Source organism: Myxococcus hansupus (genome assembly GCF_000280925.3).
Classification (GTDB): domain Bacteria; phylum Myxococcota; class Myxococcia; order Myxococcales; family Myxococcaceae; genus Myxococcus; species Myxococcus hansupus.
Genome location: NZ_CP012109.1, coordinates 6,928,836 through 6,947,085 on the forward strand (window position 1 = coordinate 6,928,836; position 18,250 = coordinate 6,947,085).

Sequence of the window (18,250 nt, forward strand, 5' to 3'; positions counted from 1 at the left end):
GGGCCACGAGTCTACAGCATGGCTCCCGGATCCACGTCGATCACGACCTTCACGGTGGAAGGAACTTCGGCCAGGGCCGCTTCCACCCGGGCGAGCAGCGGGGCGAGCGCCGTATGCGTTGGCCCCTTCAAGAGGAACTGCCAGCGCGTCTTCCCTCGGATGCGGGAGATGGGCGCCAGCGCCGGGCCCAGCAAACGGACCCCGGCGGACGCGGGCGGCATGTTCCGGGAGACGAGGTTCCCCAGGGAGCGCGCCACGCTCGCCGTCTGCTCGGGGTGCTCCCCTTCCAGGCGGACGGCGGCCATGCGCGAATATGGAGGGTAGGCCAGCGCCTTGCGCCACTCCAGTTCCTGGGTCGAGAAGCCGCTGAAGTCGTGGGCCAGCACCCGCCGCACCGGCTCCGCGTCCGGGTTGTAGGTCTGGACCAGCACCCGCCCCGGGTCCTTGCCCCGGCCCGCGCGGCCAGCGACCTGGGTGAGCAGGTGGAAGGTGCGCTCGGCGGCGCGGAAGTCCGGGATGGACAGGGACGTGTCCGCCATCACGACGCACACCAGCGTGACGCCAGGGAAGTCGTGCCCCTTGGCCACCATCTGCGTGCCCACCAGGACATCCAGCTCCCGGCGCGCGAACGAGGCCAGCATCTCCGTCAGCCGCTCCGCGCTGGTGGCCGAGTCCCGGTCCAGACGCGCGACGCGCGCGGTGGGAATGCGCTCCAGGACCTCCGCCTCCACGCGCTCGGTGCCGATGCCCAGCTTGAGCATGGGCCCCGTGCACTCCAGGCACTGCTCCGGCACGGGCATGGCCAGGCCACAGTAGTGACACACCACCCGGCTCTGCGAGCGGTGGTGCGTCAGGCACACGTCGCACTCGCTGCACTTGAGTGACAGGCCGCACACCTCGCACAGGAGCACGGTGCTGTGGCCCCGGCGGTTCAGGAAGAGGATGACCTGCTGGCCCCGGCCAATCGTCTCCTCCATCGCCGCGAGCAGCGGCGGACTGAGGATGGGCGCCTCCTCCGTCACCACGCCCTCGCGGGGCCGCTCCAGGCGCAGGTCCACCATTTCAATGGAGGGCATGGGCCGGTCGTCCACGCGGCGCTTCAGCTCCAGGAGCCGGTAGCGTCCGCGGTTGACGTTCTCCAGCGTCTCCAGCGCGGGCGTGGCCGAGCCCAGCACCACCACCGCGCTGGCCTGCTTGCCTCGCACCACGGCCAGGTCGCGCGCCTGGTAGCGCAGCTTCTCCTCCTGCTTGAAGGAGGGGTCGTGCTCCTCGTCCACGACGATGAGGCCCAGGTTGTTCACCGGCGCGAACACCGCCGAGCGCACGCCCACGGCGATCTTCACGTCGCCCCGCCGCAGTGCCTGCCAGTGGAAGAGCCGCTCCCGGTCCTTCAAGGCCGAGTGCAGCACCGCGACCTCCGAGCCGAAGCGGCTGCGGAAGCGCCCCACGAGCTGCGGCGTCAGCGCGATTTCCGGTACGAGGATGAGGGTGCCCTTCCCCAGCGTCAGCGCATGCTCCGCCGCGCGCAGGTACACCTCCGTCTTGCCGCTGCCCGTGACACCGTGAAGCAGGAAGGGCTGGAAGGCGCCCGCGTCCAACGCCGCGCGCAGCTCCACGCCCGCCGCGGCCTGCTCCGGCGTGAGGTGGTCCGGACGGCCCTGAATCAGGCCCTCCTTCACCCCCGCCTCCACCGTCTTCTCCTCCAGCTTGGCGAAGCCGCGCGTGGCCAGCTTCTTCAGCGTCTCGCGCGCGCCTGGAATCGCGTGGGCCACTTCCTCCAGCGGCGCGCGGCCTCCCACGGCCAGCAAGTAGGCGAGCGCGGCGGACTGCGCGGGCGCCCGCGACAGCTCCGGCGGCACCTCGTTCACGAGCGCCACCGCGAAGTGCTGCACGTCCGGCTTGGCTTCCTTCTCCTCGACCGCCTTCGACAGGCCCGGGGGAAGCGCGCCGCGAATCACCTCGCCCAGCGGGTAGCGGTAGTGCACGGCCGCGAAGCGCAGCAACGCGATGAGGTCCTTGGGCAGGGACGGCGAATCCTCCAGCACGCGCTGGACGGCCTTCAGCCGCACCTTCTCGCCGGGCGGCGGGGACGCGGGCCCCAGGTAGAAGCCCAGCGCCGTGCCTCGACCAAACGGCACGAGCACGCGCTGCCCGGGCTCCAGGCGGCCCGCCAGCTCCTCCGGCAAGGTGTAGGTGAATTCGCCCCGGACGGGGCGGCCAACGGCAATGGAGGCCAGGACGGGAGCGCTCACTTCGGCGCGCACTGTAGCGGCGACGGCGGGCTCTGACAGTTCCCGGCGGCTTTTCACACCGGAGGTGCGCACCGTCCTGGAACCCCGCGTCGTGGGGGCCTTCGAAGGCGCCGCGTCCTCCCCGCTCCACAAGGGTCGCTGTTCCATGACTCTCCCTTCAACCGCCACCCCAACCCCAGCCGTCCTGCTACCGGGGTCCACAGTGCAGGGAGGGTCTGACATGTTTCGCGGGTTCCGCCGGAAGACGGAACCCGGGACGTCAGGGAAGCACCGGGGACTCAGGCGCCGGTGACCTTCTTCCACGAGGGCCGGGCGCTGACGCGCTCCCACCAGGAGGCCACGCCCTTGTACTGGCCCAGGAGCGTTCCGCCGCCCGCGGCGACGAAGAAGTCCATGTACGGCATCCAGCAGACCTCCGCGAGCGAGAAGCCGTCGCCCGCGAGGTACGGCTGCTTGCTTAGCACCGGGTCGACGAGGCCCAGGACGCGCTCGACGCCCTTCATACCCTCGTCGATGCGGGCCTCGTCCGCCGCGCCGCCGCCGAAGAAGGGCTTGAAGAGGCGCTCCCAGATGACCTTCATCGCCGCGGGCGTGAAGTAACTGTGCTCCACGCTGATGAACTGCTCCATGGCCGCGAACGCGCGCGCGTCGGACGGCGTCAGCGCGGCGCCCGGCAGCTTGCGGTCCAGATAGCGGATGATGGCGCGCGACTCATAGACGCGGAAGCCGTCGTCATCCTCGAACGCGGGGATGACACCGAAGGGCTGACGCTCCACGTGCGCGGGCTGCTTGTGCTCGCCCTTCGCGAGGTCGATGAGAACGAGCTCCGCCTCCTGGCCCTTCTCCGCCAGGGTGGTGAGGACCATGCGCGTGGCCGTGCTCATCGGGTGGCCGTACACCTTCATGTGAGATTCCTCTTCGCGGCGGGCCGGGGAGAGTCCCGGCCTGGCGGGGCCACACTCTTCATGGCCACCTCCAGCGCCGCAAGGAATTCAGGAAAGTGCCGTTCCCGCCGGGGCGCGTCATCCCCGGCGGCCCTGACGGTCTACAGGGTGAAGAGCGCGTCGGGCAGGCTGGCCCGGTTGTCACCCTTCAATGCGGTGAAGCGCAGGTTGCGCTGGCCCCCGCGCCAGACCTCGATGGTGCGCGGCATCAGCTCACCGGTGGCCGGCGAGTTGTAGTCGAGGAAGCGCACGTCCCAGGCCGTTCCCGAAGCGTCCGTGTAGCGGAGGCGCGCCGGGCGGAAGGAATCCTTGTAGACCCAGAACTGCGGACGCCCCTCGGCCATCTCGCCGAGGACATAGGCGACCTCGCCGCCCAGGCGCGCCAGACCGGTGCGACCCGTCTCCACGCCGAGGCTCTGGAGGTGCCGCAGCACCGACTCCTTCACCTCCTGCACGTTGCCACTGCCCGTGGCGAGCAGCGGGCACACCTGCGCGACGAGCACCGACATGGCGGGAATCTCGGTGCCCTGCGCCTTGCGCCGGCCTCCGGACTGGACCACCGCGGACGGCGTGCTGCCGTCGGCCACCGAGGCCTCGAAGCGGCAACGGCCGGGCGTGCGGATGGACAGCACGCCATCCCCCTGCACCTCCGGCCGGTCCGTGGGCGTCCCCAGCGCGGCACCAGCCTCCTTCACCGACGCTCCACCGAAGCTGAGGGAGCCTTCCACGCGCAACGTGGAGAGCCTCTGCTCGGCGCGCTCCGCCGCCATGCGACGGATGATGGAGCTTCCGGGCAGCACGTAGGCGCCCGCGGCGAAGGAGACCAGGACTGCGAGGAGTGCAACGGTGCGCTTCACGGCTTCTCCGTCTTCACGACTTCACGCATGAACTCGAGCAGGCCGGAACGCAGCTCCGGGCGCTTGAGCGCGTAGGCGATGTTGGCCTTCAGGTAACCCACCTTGTCGCCGGCGTCATACCGCTGGCCCTTGAAGCGGTAACCCAGGAGGCCCTGCTGCTGCTGGAGGGTGGCCAGACCGTCGGTGAGCTGGATTTCCCCGCCCACGCCCGGCGTCTGGTTCTCCAGGATGGGGAAGATGTCCGGCGGCAGCACGTAGCGGCCAATGACGGCGAGGTTGGAGGGCGCGGTGCCCTTCTTCGGCTTCTCCACGATGCGCTCGATGCGCATGACACCGTCGCCCAGGTCCGTGCCCGCGGCGATGCCGTACATGTGCGTCTCGTCGTCCGGCACCTCCATGAGGGCGATGACGGCCTGGTTGTACTGGCGGTACACACGGGCGAGCTGGCGGATTCCCGGCTCCTCGGCGTCAATCATGTCGTCGCCCAGCAGCACGCCGAAGGGCTCGTTGCCGATGACGCTCTTGGCGCACAGCACCGCGTGACCCAGCCCCTTGGGCTCCTTCTGACGGACGCTGACGACGCGGACCAGCTCCGCGATGGCGCGCAGCTTGTCGGCCTCGCCTTCCTTCCCGCGCGAGCGCAGGGTGGTCTCCAGCTCGAAGCCGATGTCGAAGTGGTCCTCGATGGAGCTCTTGCCCCGGCCGTTGATGAGGACGACGTCTTCGATGCCCGCGGAGACCGCCTCTTCCACGATGTACTGGAGCGTCGGAGTATCGACGATGGGCAGCATCTCCTTCGGAACCGCCTTGGTCGCCGGCAGAAAGCGCGTGCCCAGGCCGGCTGCCGGGATGACACACTTGCGGATGAGGGGCTCTACCTTCGGGGTTTTGGAGGCCATGAGGGCTGCGAATCTATTGATGGCGTCTGACCCCATCAAGCCGGATAGGATGCTCATGTCATGTCGCTGCGTTCCCTGGTGCTGATCGCCCTCTGTGTGTCCACTACCTCGCTGGCTCAGCCGGCCGAGGACCTCCGGGATGTCATGAGCGCGCGCGCCTATGGCATGGGCGGCGCCTACCGGGCCCTGGGCCTGGGCGGCGACGCGATGCTGGGCAACCCCGCCGCCATGGTCCTCTTCCCGTCCTACCGGCTCGAAGGCACGGGCGGGTGGGACGTCGAGAAGAAGGAGGGGCAGCTCGGGGTCTCCGTCATCGACGCGGCCACCAGCCGCCTGGGCATGGGGCTCGACTACCACTGGGTGAGCGTGGGCCGCGGCGGCGCCCGCGCCAGCGCGCACATGAGCTCGCTGGGCGTGGGCCTGCCCGTCAGTGAGATGCTGATGCTCGGCGCCACGGTCCGCTACCTGCGCATGAGCGGCCAGTCGCGGTTCGCCAACTCCGTCACGGGTGACGCCGGAATCATCCTGCGGCTGTCCCAGCAGTTGATGGCGGGCTTCTCCGCGCACAACCTCGTCGATACCGGCAACGAGGAGCTGACCCGCTACTACTCGGCGCACGTGGGCGTGATGACGGGGTTGCTGACGCTCGCGGGCGACGTGCGCGCGGACTTCACGACGAACGACGCGACGACGTTCACGTACCACGGCGGCATGGAGTACATCCTCGGGCAGGTGTTCCCGTTCCGCGCGGGCTACACGTACGACGGCTTCACCCGCACGTCCCAGCTCAGCACGGGGCTCGGCTTCATGTCCGAGGGCGGCGGCGGAATCGACGTCGCCTACCGGCATGACCTCGGCGGCCCCAAGGGGCGGCTGCTGGCGCTGACCATCAAGCTGAACATGAACTGAGTCAGCGCGGCGCCCGGAGCGGCAGGTAGCGCTCGGAGGCGGCGAAGCGGAGCAGCTCCACCAGCTCCGCCTCGTTGTCCCGGCGCGCGCGCAGCACGGTCAGCGCGGGCCCCATGCTGCCACAGGCCACGAGCCCTGCCCGGTTCGCGGAGTCGCGCGCGGCGTCCGCGAGCGCGGAGGCCTTGAAGTTCTGCGTGCCCGGCTCCAACAGGGCCACGGCGCGCTCCAGGGCCTTCGGGGAGAGGGACTCACGGACCACGCGGGCCTCTTCTCCGGTGGCGCGGGGGTCCTTGAGCACGGTGGACAGCAGCGCGAGGGCGCGGAAGAGCTGGCGTCCCTTGAGGGCCCGGAGCGCGAGCAGGTCCGGCGACAGGGACAGCAAGGCGCGTCCCGCGTGGAAGCGCAGCTCCGGCGCGGGCATGGACTCTCGCAGGAGGAGGCGGCCCACGAGCAGGCGCGGATGGCCCGCGTGCACGGCGGTGAAGGGCGGACCGTCATCCTCCGCGAGCACGAGCTCCGGCAGGTGGACATCCAGCATCCGCGCGGCGGTGTGCAGCGCGTCGAGCACGTCGGGTGCTGCCGGGCCCGCGGTGGCGCGCAGCAGCTCCGAGGAGCCGGCGGCGCGGCCCTCGGCGGGGAACAGGCGGCAGAGCGCGATTCCGGTGCAGGCGAGCAGCTCGCCGGAGGGCGTCCGCAGCCCCGGGTGACGCAGGCCCGCGCGCTCGTCGGACGTCAGCGGCGGGCGCTGGCCTTTGGGCGCGGGGGTTTCGAGGCCGTCGAGCGCGTCGGCGATTTCGCGCATCAGCGAGGCGCGGTCGGGGTCGCCGCGCTGGTCGAAGTACTCCGCGAGCGCGCGGTACGGCGCCGCTTCCAGCGGGCGCTCCCGGATGTGCCGAAAGCCGTCGGGCTCGGTGTCCTGGGCGGGCAGGTAGGCGGGGGCGGGAGCGGGAGCGGCGGATTCGCGGGGCTCCGCGGCGCCGGGCGCGGGTTTGGGCGGCTCGGGCGGAGCTGGCGGCTTCGCGATGAAGGTGCGACCCGGTGCCGGGGCGGCCATGGTGCCTTCGGGACGCGCGCCACGCACGACCCGGCGCACGGGGTCCATGCGGCCCGGAGGTGCTTCCCAGGAGATGACTCGCGTCTCGGGCACCGACGGCGCGTTGAGGTCCAGCACCTCGCCCGTGATGAGGTCGATGGCTCCGGCGCGCTGCGGGCTCTGCTCGTCCGTGCCCTGCCGTGCGGCGGGCTCCGCGTCGCGGCCAGGGGATGCTGCACGGGCCGAGGCTCGCTCTCTCCGCGATGGCGCGGGCGCTCGCGGCGCAGCGGCGGCGGGAGGGAAACCTGATGCGTCCGCGGTGTCGGCTGGGGCGCGAGGCGCGGGGGCTGGCTTGTTGCCCGGGGCCGAGGCGGGATTGCGCGGCGCGGGGCTTGGGGGGAAACCCGCTGCATCCGCGTTATCGCTGCTCGCGGCGGGGGCGCGAGGCGCGGGGGCTGGCTTGTTGCCCGGGGCCGAGGCGGGATTGCGCGGCGCGGGGCTCGGGGGGAAACCCGCTGCATCCGCGTTATCGCCGCTCGCGGCGGGGGCGTGAGGTGCGGGCGCCGGCTTGTTTCCCGGTACCGAGGCGGGATTGCGCGGCCGGGGCGCGGACGCGTTTCCGGGAGCGGAAGAAGGATCGCGTGGCGCCGATGCTCCTGGGCCGCCCTCTCCTCCACCGGAAGCACGCGGGGCAGAAGCTGAGGCATTCCCTGGCTCTGAGGCCGGGTTGCGCGGCGCGGGCACAGGCGCGTTTCCAGCGGCAGACGCCGGGTCACGCGGCGCGGGCGCCGGTGCGTTTCCGGGAACTGAAGCCGGGTTACGCGGTGCGGGTGCGGGTGCGGTCCCACTGACAGATGCCGGGTTACGCGGTGCCGGTGCAGTCGCGTTTCCGGGGACCGAAGCAGGGTTACGCGGTGCAGGTGCGGGAGCGTTTCCAGCGACAGATGCCGGGTTACGCGGTGCCGGTGCAGGCGCGTTTCCGGGGACCGAAGCAGGGTTACGCGGTGCGGGCGCTGCCGCACTTCCGGAGGCCGCGGCCGGGTTGCGCGGCGCGGGCGCGGGCGCATTTCCGGGGACTGAAGCAGGGTTGCGCGGCACAGGCGCTGCCGCATTTCCTGAAGCCGATGCAGGGTTACGCGGCGCGGGCGCCGGTGCGTTTCCAGGAGCAGACGGCGGATTCCTCGGCGCGGGCGCTGCCGCATTTCCTGAAGCCGATGCAGGGTTACGCGGCACAGGCGCCTGGGCGTTTCCAGGCGCAGACGCAGCATTCCTGGACGCCGAACCCGCCGACCCTCCAGAAGGCGCTGGGTTGCGCGGCGCGGGCGCCGGTGCGTTACCAGGCTCAGAGGCGGGATTGCGCGGCGCGGGCGCTTGTACGTTCCCGGGCAGCGATGCGGGGCCGCGTGACTCGGGCCCTGATGGAATCATCGCAGCAACGGCCGCCCCTGGGTCCGTCGTGGACGTGACCTCACTGGCCAGGTGCTCGACGTTCGCGGGGGCGTGCATCAACGCGGGCGGCGCGGGAACGAGCGGCGCCCGGGGACCACTTGGCTCGCGACGCGGCGTCGCGGAGCGCGGGGGCTCGGGAGGAGGAAGCTCACGCTCCTCGCGCGCCTGACGGAGCCCTTCCGCACGACGCGCGTAGATCTGCGCGCGTTCGGGATTGCCCAGCACCTCGCGCCACAGCCGCGCGAGCCGGTCCCACGTCTGCTCACGCTCCTCTTCGTCCTCCGTCGCGGTGGCCGCGTGCTCCAGCGCCCAGGCGGCCTCGCCCAGGTGCTCTCGCTGAAGCAGGCGCTCCACGAGCATCAACCAGGCGTCCTTGTGGCCCGGCTCGTAGCGCACGGCTTGCCGCAGTTCATCGAGCGCGGCGTCCGCGTCGCCCTTCGCCTCCAACGTGGCCACCAGCTCCAGCCGGGCCTGTCGCGCCGAAGGGCCACGAGACTCCTGGACAAGCTGCGCACGGAGCAACTGCGAGAGCACCGTCGTGTCGCCGAGCCGCCGCGCGAGCGCCGTGAGCTGCACACGCGCCTGCTCACTGTCGGGGCTCTCCGCCAGCACCTCGCTCCAGGCCCATTGCGCGAGTCGCGGGTTGCGCAGCGACTCCTCCGCGACATGGGCCAAAACCCGCAGCGCCTCCAGCCGGTCCGGCGTACGCCGCGCCATCGGCGCCAGCGCACTTCGGAGGCGCTCCGCGATGGTGGAACGCTCCGCATCGGACACACAGCGGAGCAGTCCCGCGAGCACGGGCAACAAGCCGGGCGAGAGCGACTCCGCCGCCTCGAAATCGGCGCGAGCCTTCTTGAACTCGCCCATGTGAAGCCAGCGTTCGCCACGCGTCAGCAAGGCGCCCGCCCGTGCACGGCCGCTGGGCGCCCGACGAATGGCCTCATCGAGCGCGCGCCGCACGAGCGATGCATCGCCCCGCGCCGCGAGCAGACGCACCTGGTCTCGAAGCGCCGCGCGGTCGCCGGTCAGGTCGACGATTTCCCGGTACATCCGCGCGGCACCCGCGGGTCGTGGAGCTCGTTCTCCATCACCTCCGCGAGGCGGGTCAGCGCCTCGGCTCGACGAGAGGCGTCCTTCGCCTGGTCCGCCCGCTTGAGATAGAGCTGGGCCAACTCGGCCCATGCCCTTCGGGCGATGAGCTGGGCCTCGACCTTCTGCGAGCGCGTGACTTCATCGTTGTCGTCCTCGTGCGTCGAGGAACGAGGCTCGGCGGGCGCGGCCACGGACGACGCTGTCGCGGGACCGCCAGACAGCGCCGCCTCCAGCTCCGCCAGGGACACCTCCATGGTTCCCGACCGCGAGTCGACAGCGGGATCCACCTTGGATGCGACAGCAGCAGGCAGCGCCTCCGAAGCGACCGGTGTCTTCCGTCGCTCGGCCTTCGCAGGCGCAGACGCTCGCGGAGGAACGGGAGGTGGCGCATCAGCGAGGTGGAACGGTTGAGCTTCGGAGGTGACTTCGTCCGACGCCGAGGCGTCGTGCCACGTCGCGGCAGGCTGCGAACTTCGTAGGGCTGTGGGCCCGTCGTCGTCCGGACTGTCTGTCCAGGGAACGGACAGCGCCTCGCTCTTGAACGCGAACTCACGGGCCGGCTCGGTGCGGGGGACCAGCACATCCGCGCCCAGTGCGGGCATCTCCACTTCCGTCTTGCGCGCCTCGAAATCCAACGCACGCGGAGGCACGGAGATCGCCGGTAGCTCCACCAGCGTCCTGGGGGCTTGCGCCACGGGGATGTTTATCGCCGGCAGCTCCAACACCGTCTTGTGAGACTCCAACGACGTGCTCGGTGACGCCACGCCCGTCGCAGGCACCTGTGCTTCGACGCCCTCCAGCTCGGGCGCGGCGCCTCCTGGTGGCACCGCCATCGACCGCGAGCCGGCAGCAACAGGCGGCTTCCTCTCAGAGGGAGTCTCCGTCGCACTCACATTCGAACCGCTTGCGTGCGCGACAGAATCACCGGAGGGAGTCGCCACAACGGATGACTCCGTTGCGCTTTGGCGAGTGGCCTCAGACGTATCGCCAGACGCCAACTCCGCCGCAGGCAGCTCCGTCACGCTCTTCCGTGCCGGATTCGTCGGAGCATCGGAAGCGCTGGACGACAGCTCTGCCGCGGGCAGCTCCGTCACGCTCTTGCGCGAGCCCCCCGGGCGAGAGACAGCAGGAGCGGGTGACGCCCCCACAGAGGGCCACTCCGTCGCGCTCTTGCGCGGACCGCTCACCTGCGGCTCAGCGACGACAGGCAGCGTTTCCACGACGGGAATCTCCGTCGCGCTCTTGCGCGGACCGCGCACCTCCGGCTCAGCGACGACAGGCGGCGTCTCCACGACGGGAAACTCCGTCGCACTCTTGCGCGGACCGCTCACCTTCGACTCAGAGCCGACAGGCGGCGTCTCCACGACGGGAAACTCCGTCGCACTCTTGCGAGGACCGCTCGCCCGCGACTCCGACGCAACAGGCGGCAGCCCCGCTGCGGAAAGCTCCGCTGCACTCGTGCGCGGACCGCTCACCTTCGGCTCAGAGCCAACAAGCGGCGTCTCCACCTCGGGAAGCTCCGTCGCACTCTTGCGTGGAGCGCCGACCGGAGCGGCCTCGACAGCAATCACCACAGAGGGCAACTCCGTCGCGCTCGTCCGTGAGCCGCCCTGCGCCCCCCCTCCTTCCACCACCACCGAGGCCTCCGCACGGGTGGCCGCTCCCGTCGGCGACGCCCCTTGCCCCCCCGCCGGAGTCGCCACGGTCAGCGGCGGCCCAATCACCGTTTCGATGAGGTAGACGCGGTCGTCGTACTCCCACGACGCCGCATCCGGAGCGCCATCCTTGCGGACGGGGAGCTTCGCCAACACGCCCTGCGTCGACGTGGCCCCCTCCTCCGGAACCACCCCACCACCGCCCGACGCTCTCGCACGGAGAACCTGGAGCACGCGTTGAGCGCGCCGGTCGTCGGGCCACTCCAACAGGAGCGCCTCCAAGGCGGCGATGGCACGAGGAACCTGCTCCACGCGCCGCAGGACCCTCGCGAGCTGACGATGCACCGCGCGCCGGCTGAACGCCGCCGTGGGCGCCGCTTCGAGCGTGATGATGGCGGCCGCCTCGGTGCCCGCCAGCAGCGCCATGCGCACAATCCCGGCGGCCAGGCGCGGCGTCATCGACAGGCCACGGCTGGCGCGCGCCAGTTCACCGAACGCCCGGGCCGCGGAGCCCTCACGCAGCAGTCGCGCGGCGGCGCGAATGTGTCCGTCCACGACCTCGCTTGTATCCACCGCGGCCTTGCCGCCGGACGCGCCGGGCTGCAGCGCCTCCTGTCGGACCGCTGCGTGCTCCGGCGTGCCGGCGTTCTTGCCGTTTCTCACGCCACCCATGGGTGCGACAGTCTACACAACGATGCCCGTTCCGGCTGTTACTGTCCTCTTGCCCGCTCGAAACGCCGAAGCCACCGTGGCGCGGGCCGTCCGCAGCCTCCTGGCAGGCACCCTGCGCGACCTCCGGGTCCTCGCGGTGGACGACGGCTCCACCGACCGCACGAGAGAGGTACTGGACGACCTCGTCGCTGAAGATGCCCGTGTGGAAGTCCTTGACGGCGGTGGCCGAGGTCTGGTGGCGGCGCTGAACCTGGCGCTCGAGCAAGCCACCTCTCCCTATGTCGCCCGGATGGACGCCGATGACGAGTCCCTCCCCGGCGCCTGGAAACCAGCCTCACCGCCCTGGAAGCGGACCCCCGGTTGGCGGGCGTGGGCACCGCCGTGGAGCTGTTCCGAGAGGACCAGCCCGTCAGCCCGTCACTCCAGGCCTATGCCACGTGGATCAACGGCCTGACCTCCGCCGAACGACTCGACCGCGAGCGCTTCATCGAAAGTCCCCTCTGCCACCCCTCGGCGTGCCTGCGCCGGGACGCCCTGGTCGCCGTGGGCGGCTGGAAGGACGGAGACTTCCCCGAGGACTACGCGCTCTGGCTCGAGCTGCTCGACCGGGGCTTCGCCTTGAAGAACCTGCCCGACGTGCTGCTGCGCTGGCGCGACAGCCACGGGCGGATGACGCGCACCGATCCACGTTACGCCCTGAAGCGCTTCATGTGGATGAAGGCGCGCTACCTGACGCGAGGCCGAGGGCCCCTCGCGGATGGGCGTCCCTGCACGGTGTGGGGCGCGGGCCCGAGCGGAAAGACGCTGACGTACTTCCTCCACGAAGCAGGCGCCCGCGTGGAGCGATACGTGGAGGTGCATCCTCGCAAGGTGGGCACCCATATCCACGGCATCCCCGTGGTGGCGCCCCAGGAGCTGGGGGCCCCGGGCAAGGGCCACCTCCTGGTCTGCGTGGGCGTCCGCTGGGCCCGCGCGGAGATTCGCGAGGACCTCCTGAGCTGGGGCTGGGTGGAGGGACGCGACTTCACCTGCGCGGCGTGACGCCTCAAGCCCCCTCGGGGCCCCAAGCCCGGATGGGCCCCGTGAGCGCCGCGAGGCCCGCCGCGGCGAAGAAGCGCATCACATCCTCCGGCACGGGCGCCTCCACCCGCAGCACCTTCCCCGTTCGCGGATGTCCCAGCTCCAGCGCCTGCGCGTGAAGCAGACACCGGGCCGCCTCCACGCCCCCGGCCCGGGGCAGCCCGCCATAACGCGCGTCACCCAGAATCGGAGCACCCAGCGCTGTCAGGTGCGCGCGAAGCTGATGCGTGCGCCCCGTGTGAGGCAGCAGCTCCACGACACAGAACGCCGGCCCCGAGAACAGCGTGTGGAAGTCCGTCAGCGCGGGCACGCCGTTCGCCGCCCGGGTCGCCCGCCAACGCCCCGGACGCGACGGGTCCTTCGACAACGGCAGGTCCACCGTCCCATTCAGGGGCAGCCCAGGCCCGGCGACCGCGACGTAGCGCTTGCGAGCGCGTCCCTCCCGGAACTCGGCCGCGAGCGCCGACGTGGCCTCCGCGCTCTTCCCGAACACCGTCACACCGGACGTCTCCCGGTCCAGGCGATGCACCAGCCCAGCCGGGCGCCCCAGCTTCTCGCCCACCAGGTCCACCAGGCTGCCGCCCACGCGGCCCTCGGTGGGCTGGGCCGTCACGCCCGCCGGCTTGTCCACGGCGATGACGTCCGCGTCCTCGTACAGCACGCGCAGTTCGGGCGCGGGGGCGGCTTCGGCCAGGGCGCTCTGCCCGCCCTCCTCCAGCACCACCGTCACCACCTGACCGGCGACGAGCCGCGCCTTCGCGTCACGGCTGCGCTTGCCCGCCACGTAGACGGCGCCCACGCCCACCAGCTCGCGCGCCCGCGCCTCCGCGAGGCCCAGCTCGGAGGCCACCGCGGCGTCCACCGCCTTCCCCACCAGCGCGCCTTCCACCCGGAACGTCCGTCGCTTCATGCCCTCACCTCGCTCGGCGCCCCACCGCCCACGTTTCCCATCCCCGCGTCAGGCCCAGATGTCATGCGGCGGCACTCTACGCGCGCATCACCCTTTCGCGCCGCCCGCTTCCTGTTACCTTCCGCGCCCCCATGGACCGCCCCCTGCACTCCGTGCGCACGCGGCTGGACGAATTCCTCGCCGAACTCGCCACGCTGCACTACCGGAACGGCGCCGGGCTCCCGCCGGAGTCGTCCGCCGCCGAGCTCCTCGCCGCCTTCCCCGAGCTGTCCTCGCCGGACACGTTCTCCGCCGCCAACGAGGCGCTCGCCAAGGCGCGCTCGCGGAACGACGCCCTCACCGTCCGCCGCATCCAGCTCGTGCGCGAGGTGGTGGCCTCGCACGTCGAGGACGCGCTCGCCACACGGCACGTGGACGCCATCGCCACACTGGAGTCCCAGGCCCGGCTGACGGCGGATGACCAGACCTACGCCTTCGGTGAGGCCCTGGCCCGCATTCCGCGCGAACCCGGCCGGGGACGCCGCGCCCTGCTGGAGCGCGCCACCGGTGAGTTCCTCTGGCAGAACCGCACCCGCTACGGCGACCGGCGCGAGGCGGCCCTGCAAGCGGCGGAACAACTGGGCGCGAAGGACTACCCCGCCCTGCGCCAGGACGTCACCGGCATCGACTACGACGCACTGGCCGAGTCCGCGCAGCGGATGCTCGTGAAGACCGAGGACGCCTACCGCGACGTGCTTGCGTACGTCCTCAAGAAGGTGGACCCGCTGCTGCGCCCGCTCCCCTCGGGAGATGCGCGCCGCCACGACCTCCAGACGGCGCTCCAGGCCCCCTGGATGGACGGCTTCTTCCGGCGCGAGGACGCCTTCCCCGCCGTGGTGCGCTGGTTGGGCGAATGGGGCCTGACGCCCAACGCGGGCGGGCGCATCCGCATCGATGACGAAGACCGGCCCGGCAAGGCCTCGCGCCCCTTCGTCGCCGTGGTGCGCGTGCCCAACGACATCCGGCTGGTGCTCCAGCCGCGGGGCGGCCTGGACGGACTCGCGGGCCTGCTCCACGAGCTGGGCCACGCACAGCACCGCGCACACGTCTCCGACACGCTGCCCATGGAGCTGCGCCGCCTGGGCGACGCCTCCGTGACGGAGGCCCACGCCGCCGTCTTCGAGCGGGTGCTCCTGTCCTCCGAATGGCACAAGCGCTACCTGGGCCTGCCCACCATGGCCGCGCGCGACACGGTGCGACTGGCGGCATTCCAGGCCCTGACGCTGCTGCGCCGTCACGCCGCGAAGCTGTCGTATGAGCTGTCGCTGACGCGCAAGGGCGCCTCGGCGGAACGCGCGGACGAATACGCGGACGGCCAGCGACACGCGCTCTTCGTCGAACCCCACCCGGGCTTCTTCCTCCACGACGTGGACCCGCAGCTCTACGTGGCGCACTACCTGCGGTCCTGGGCCTTGGAGACCCAGCTCACCGCGCGCCTCACAGAGCGGTTCGACGAGGACTATTGGAGGAACCCCGCGGCCGCCACCTGGTTGAAGGGGCTGTACGCGCGTGGGGGAACGGACGACGCGGAAGGATTGGCCACGGAGACGTCGGGCACGCCGTTGGCGTTGCCCGAGGCCGGGGAGCGCCTCGTGGCCATCCTCAACCGGTAGTAGGACTCCGCCAGACGGCTACTTCTTCTTGCGGAGCGCCCGGACAATCTTGTCCTTGGTCGGATTGGCGGCTGCGTCCCGCGCGCGCGTGGCGGCGACGGGCTTGCTGGCGCTGGCCGCGGGCTTGGCACCCGCGCGAGCGCGCATCGCCTTCATCAACTGCATCTCGATGAGGAGGAGCTCATCCGCCAGCTCCGCGTTGTCACCCGCGGCACGGGCCAGAGGCGCACGGCTGCTGGACGCGCCAGCACCATGGCGCATGCGCAGAACCTTCTCCTCCTCGGCCGACAGCGTGCGCGTCTTCTCCAACGCCGCTTTGACCTCCTTGGCCGTCACCGTGCTACTTCCGACCTTGCGCTCCATCGCCGCTCCCTTGCTGTGAAGCCCCGCTGAACATCCGAGCATGTCGGACGCGTCCGGGCCGCAACCGTCGAGGATTCTAGAGGACGCAAGAGTCAGCGCAAATTTTCTTCCAACATCTCGCTGCCGGGATGTAGCGCGCGCGTCCACCATCGCTCCCAGGGAAACCCTGGAGTCCCAGCCAGACGTTCACCTGGAAACGGGCCCGTGGGGCCGGGTCGCCCGGGCCCCTCACGCGGGCTCAGGTGCCCTCTTCGTCCTCGGGCTCGGGCGGCGCATCCGAGCCGGCCGCGTCCGTCCCCTTCTTGCGCTTGAGGCCGAAGGTGTCGAGCGCGTCGGCGATGCCCTGGGGCTTGTCCGCGTCCGGGAGGAACTCCTCGGGCGGTTGGAGCTTGGGGTCCTTGCCGACCTCGGAGAGCACGGCCTCCAGCGTCATGCGCAGCTCGGCGGCCTCGGACGTCTTCTCTCCGGGCACGCCGATGCGGCCGTCCAGCCGGGCCTTGAGGACCACGGAGGTGGCGGCATCCACCAGCACCTCGCCGTCCAGCGAGCGCGGCAGGCGGTGGGCGAAGAAGTTGGCCCGGCGGACAGTCGTCTCGTCCGCGCCCTTCTTGGCCTGGGGCGAGGGCGGCAGGGGCCGCGAGGCGTCCCCTTCCGTGGCGGGCGCGAGCGTCACGATGTAGCGCCAGGCGGTGCGGCCCTCGTGGGTGACGGTGCCCTCGGGCGTCAGCTTCAGGCGGCCCTGGAAGAGGCCGTCGAAGTCACGGATGGCGCCGGTCAGCTCCGCGCGGGTGCGCTCGGCCATGCCGCGGTCGCGGAGGCGCTGACGGTACGGGCCATAGCGGTTGCGGGCGAAGACCTGGCCGCCCACGCGCATGACCTCCAGGCCCTGGTCCCGGGAGTTCTCCAGCACGCCGTGGAAGTCCCCGCTCACCCCGCCTGGGCCCGCCCGGAAGGTGCGCGTCTCGGTGAGCTTCACCGGAATGGAGGCCTCGGAGGTCCACTCGTACCCCAGCGTCGCCTGGTAGCGGTGCGGGCCCAGCCGCTCGGTCACCTCGGCGGCGTCCATGCCCAGGATGCGGCGCGCCACCTGCGGGTTGTCCGCGACATCCTCGGGGGGCAGCTTCTGCTGGGCGGACGCGACGACCTTCGGGGGGTCCTCCGGCGAGAAGATGCGTGCCTTGGCCGCCTTGTCGACCGGGTCCGAGCAGCCCGCGGCGGCCAGCGCCACGGCAAAGGTGAAGGCGGACTTCTTCAGACGGCTCACGACTCCTCCGGGAGGGTACGACAGGGTCGGCAAGTTACGTGGGGCATACACGAGCGGCAAGCAGTGGCTTGCGTGCGGCCGTGCAAGGGATAGAACGCCCAACTCATGCAGAACCTGCGCGACAAGCTATTGAAGGCGGGCCTCGTCTCCGAGGAACAGGCCAAGAAGGTGGAGACCAAGCCCAGCCAGGCGGAAGCCCGGCGGTCCGGTCCCCAGGAGGGCGGGCGTTCAGGCGCGAACCGTCCTCCTCCCCGCCGTGATGACAACCGGACACAAGGCGGCCCGCCGCGAGGCGAAGGCGGAGGCGGAGGCCGTCCCAGCGGTGGCCGTGACGCCGGCCGCCGCGAGGGCGGAGGCCGTCCCAGCGGTGGCGGCTTCGGTCCCCCGCGCCATGGTGGCGGTCCCCAGCACGGGCGGCCGGCTCCCACGGAGCGGGCCATCCCCAAGCTGCCGCCCATGCCGGGCTCCAAGGCCTACCAGCGCGCCGAGTCCAAGCGGCAGGTGGAGCTGGACCGGGCCCTGCGCGAGCTGGTGCTGGGCTCCCAGATCCCCGTCGAGGCCGGTGAGACGGCGTTCTACTTCATGACCCGCAAGGGCAAGCTGCGGCGGCTGGAGCTCAGCCCTGCACAGGCGAAGCAGCTCGAGGAAGGCGAGCTCGGTGTGGTGGAGCGCCCCGAGCCCGCGCAAATCGAGCACTCGCTGGTGCCCTCTTCGGCGGCCGAGCAGATGTTCGCGCTGTCGAAGAAGTCGGTGCGCTTCCTCAACCGCAAGGAGAACCCCGTCGGATTCATGAACGACGAGGAGCTCAAGGCGCAGCAGGCCGCCGAGGCCTCTGGCACCGCGGTCGAGACGCCCGACGAGCCCGAAGGCGAGGCCGACGCCGCGCCCGAGGCCGCCGAGACGTCCGAGGCTCCGGCCGAAGGCGACGCCGCCGAGCCCGCTCCGGGCAGCGACGACGCCAAGAACGGCTGAACTGAATCCCGTCTGTCCCCTCCCCGTGCGTCATGACGCCGGGGAGGGGGTAGTTCCGCCGGTGCTTCCGACGAAGGCGTGCTTGGTGTGCCCTGTTCGCGGCCGCCCTGCTGGCGCCGCTCCGCGAAAGCGCGCTTCAGCGCCTCCGCCCCCAGCGAAGCAACTCAGGCAATGGGCCGAACCACCACGCGCGCCAACGCACCGCCAGTGCCTCCGCCCCCAGCGAAGCAACCCAGGCGATGGGCCA

The 18,250-nt window shown here is 71.4% G+C and carries 15 protein-coding genes; 6 read left to right on the forward strand and 9 right to left on the reverse strand.

What is annotated here, in order from left to right; all coding sequences use genetic code 11:
• Positions 1-11: 11 nt before the first annotated feature.
• From priA to galU, 4 genes are all read right to left on the reverse strand, one after another.
• Complete coding sequence (gene priA / locus A176_RS27010) at positions 12-2,399, reverse strand: replication restart helicase PriA (protein ID WP_082282843.1); 2,388 nt, start codon at positions 2,397-2,399, stop codon at positions 12-14.
• 131 nt (positions 2,400-2,530) lie between these two features.
• On the reverse strand, positions 2,531-3,157 hold the full coding sequence (locus tag A176_RS27015) for a glutathione S-transferase family protein (protein ID WP_002635495.1): 627 nt from the start codon (positions 3,155-3,157) through the stop codon (positions 2,531-2,533).
• 140 nt (positions 3,158-3,297) lie between these two features.
• The gene (locus tag A176_RS27020; protein ID WP_002635494.1) at positions 3,298-4,053 is read right to left on the reverse strand and encodes a hypothetical protein; all 756 of its coding nucleotides are present in this window, start codon (positions 4,051-4,053) and stop codon (positions 3,298-3,300) included.
• On the reverse strand, positions 4,050-4,952 hold the full coding sequence (gene galU / locus A176_RS27025) for a UTP--glucose-1-phosphate uridylyltransferase GalU (RefSeq protein WP_002635493.1): 903 nt from the start codon (positions 4,950-4,952) through the stop codon (positions 4,050-4,052). Before galU ends, A176_RS27020 begins: the two co-directional genes overlap by 4 nt.
• Before the next feature lie 60 nt (positions 4,953-5,012).
• On the opposite strand from galU, the gene A176_RS27030 reads away from it, so the two are divergent.
• Complete coding sequence (locus A176_RS27030) at positions 5,013-5,861, forward strand: PorV/PorQ family protein (RefSeq protein WP_002635492.1); 849 nt, start codon at positions 5,013-5,015, stop codon at positions 5,859-5,861.
• A 1-nt stretch (position 5,862) separates the two neighbouring features.
• Here the strand turns inward: A176_RS27030 and A176_RS27035 are convergent, their stop codons facing one another.
• Entirely contained in the window at positions 5,863-7,008 is a 1,146-nt protein-coding gene (locus tag A176_RS27035; RefSeq protein ID WP_226994000.1) for a hypothetical protein, read from the reverse strand.
• Positions 7,009-7,763: 755 nt separating this feature from the next.
• On the opposite strand from A176_RS27035, the gene A176_RS39240 reads away from it, so the two are divergent.
• On the forward strand, positions 7,764-8,360 hold the full coding sequence (locus A176_RS39240; RefSeq protein ID WP_162492074.1) for a hypothetical protein: 597 nt from the start codon (positions 7,764-7,766) through the stop codon (positions 8,358-8,360).
• 1,008 nt (positions 8,361-9,368) lie between these two features.
• Here A176_RS39240 and A176_RS39155 read toward each other — a convergent pair.
• Positions 9,369-11,762, reverse strand: coding sequence for a hypothetical protein (locus tag A176_RS39155; protein ID WP_049872397.1), 2,394 nt, complete (start codon positions 11,760-11,762; stop codon positions 9,369-9,371).
• Between the two features lie 22 nt (positions 11,763-11,784).
• Here A176_RS39155 and A176_RS40255 point away from each other — a divergent pair, with 22 nt between their 5' ends.
• Both A176_RS40255 and A176_RS27050 read left to right on the forward strand, forming a co-directional pair.
• The gene (locus tag A176_RS40255; RefSeq protein ID WP_226994422.1) at positions 11,785-12,216 is read left to right on the forward strand and encodes a glycosyltransferase family 2 protein; all 432 of its coding nucleotides are present in this window, start codon (positions 11,785-11,787) and stop codon (positions 12,214-12,216) included.
• On the forward strand, positions 12,123-12,803 hold the full coding sequence (locus A176_RS27050) for a glycosyltransferase family protein (protein ID WP_226994443.1): 681 nt from the start codon (positions 12,123-12,125) through the stop codon (positions 12,801-12,803). The genes A176_RS40255 and A176_RS27050 overlap by 94 nt, the downstream gene beginning before the upstream one ends.
• A 4-nt stretch (positions 12,804-12,807) precedes the next feature.
• Here A176_RS27050 and A176_RS27055 read toward each other — a convergent pair whose 3' ends face one another.
• A complete protein-coding gene (locus A176_RS27055; protein ID WP_002635487.1) occupies positions 12,808-13,752 on the reverse strand; it encodes an RluA family pseudouridine synthase in 945 nt (314 codons plus the stop codon).
• Between the two features lie 131 nt (positions 13,753-13,883).
• Here A176_RS27055 and A176_RS27060 point away from each other — a divergent pair, with 131 nt between their 5' ends.
• Positions 13,884-15,404 carry a peptidase M3 gene (locus A176_RS27060; protein WP_044889373.1) on the forward strand — a complete coding sequence of 507 codons (1,521 nt, stop codon included), beginning with the start codon at positions 13,884-13,886 and terminating at the stop codon, positions 15,402-15,404.
• An 18-nt stretch (positions 15,405-15,422) separates the two neighbouring features.
• Here the strand turns inward: A176_RS27060 and A176_RS27065 are convergent, their stop codons facing one another.
• Together A176_RS27065 and A176_RS27070 are read right to left on the reverse strand one after the other, a co-directional pair.
• Positions 15,423-15,767, reverse strand: a complete 345-nt coding sequence (locus A176_RS27065) for a hypothetical protein (RefSeq protein WP_021781024.1) — start codon at positions 15,765-15,767, stop codon at positions 15,423-15,425.
• Positions 15,768-16,005: 238 nt separating this feature from the next.
• On the reverse strand, positions 16,006-17,031 hold the full coding sequence (locus A176_RS27070; protein WP_002635483.1) for a hypothetical protein: 1,026 nt from the start codon (positions 17,029-17,031) through the stop codon (positions 16,006-16,008).
• A 105-nt stretch (positions 17,032-17,136) separates the two neighbouring features.
• Here A176_RS27070 and A176_RS27075 point away from each other — a divergent pair, with 105 nt between their 5' ends.
• Complete coding sequence (locus A176_RS27075) at positions 17,137-18,003, forward strand: DUF2058 family protein (protein WP_002635482.1); 867 nt, start codon at positions 17,137-17,139, stop codon at positions 18,001-18,003.
• Positions 18,004-18,250: the final 247 nt, after the last annotated feature.

Bases quoted from the DNA above. Each gene is read 5' to 3' on its own strand.
- priA (WP_082282843.1), bottom strand. From the start codon at position 2,399: ATGGAACAGCGACCCTTGTGGAGCGGGGAGGACGCGGCGCCTTCGAAG.
- A176_RS27015 (WP_002635495.1), bottom strand. From the start codon at position 3,157: ATGAAGGTGTACGGCCACCCGATGAGCACGGCCACGCGCATGGTCCTC.
- galU (WP_002635493.1), bottom strand. From the start codon at position 4,952: ATGGCCTCCAAAACCCCGAAGGTAGAGCCCCTCATCCGCAAGTGTGTC.
- A176_RS27030 (WP_002635492.1), top strand. From the start codon at position 5,013: ATGTCGCTGCGTTCCCTGGTGCTGATCGCCCTCTGTGTGTCCACTACC.
- A176_RS39155 (WP_049872397.1), bottom strand. From the start codon at position 11,762: ATGGGTGGCGTGAGAAACGGCAAGAACGCCGGCACGCCGGAGCACGCA.
- A176_RS40255 (WP_226994422.1), top strand. From the start codon at position 11,785: ATGCCCGTTCCGGCTGTTACTGTCCTCTTGCCCGCTCGAAACGCCGAA.
- A176_RS27055 (WP_002635487.1), bottom strand. From the start codon at position 13,752: ATGAAGCGACGGACGTTCCGGGTGGAAGGCGCGCTGGTGGGGAAGGCG.
- A176_RS27060 (WP_044889373.1), top strand. From the start codon at position 13,884: ATGGACCGCCCCCTGCACTCCGTGCGCACGCGGCTGGACGAATTCCTC.
- A176_RS27065 (WP_021781024.1), bottom strand. From the start codon at position 15,767: ATGGAGCGCAAGGTCGGAAGTAGCACGGTGACGGCCAAGGAGGTCAAA.
- A176_RS27075 (WP_002635482.1), top strand. From the start codon at position 17,137: ATGCAGAACCTGCGCGACAAGCTATTGAAGGCGGGCCTCGTCTCCGAG.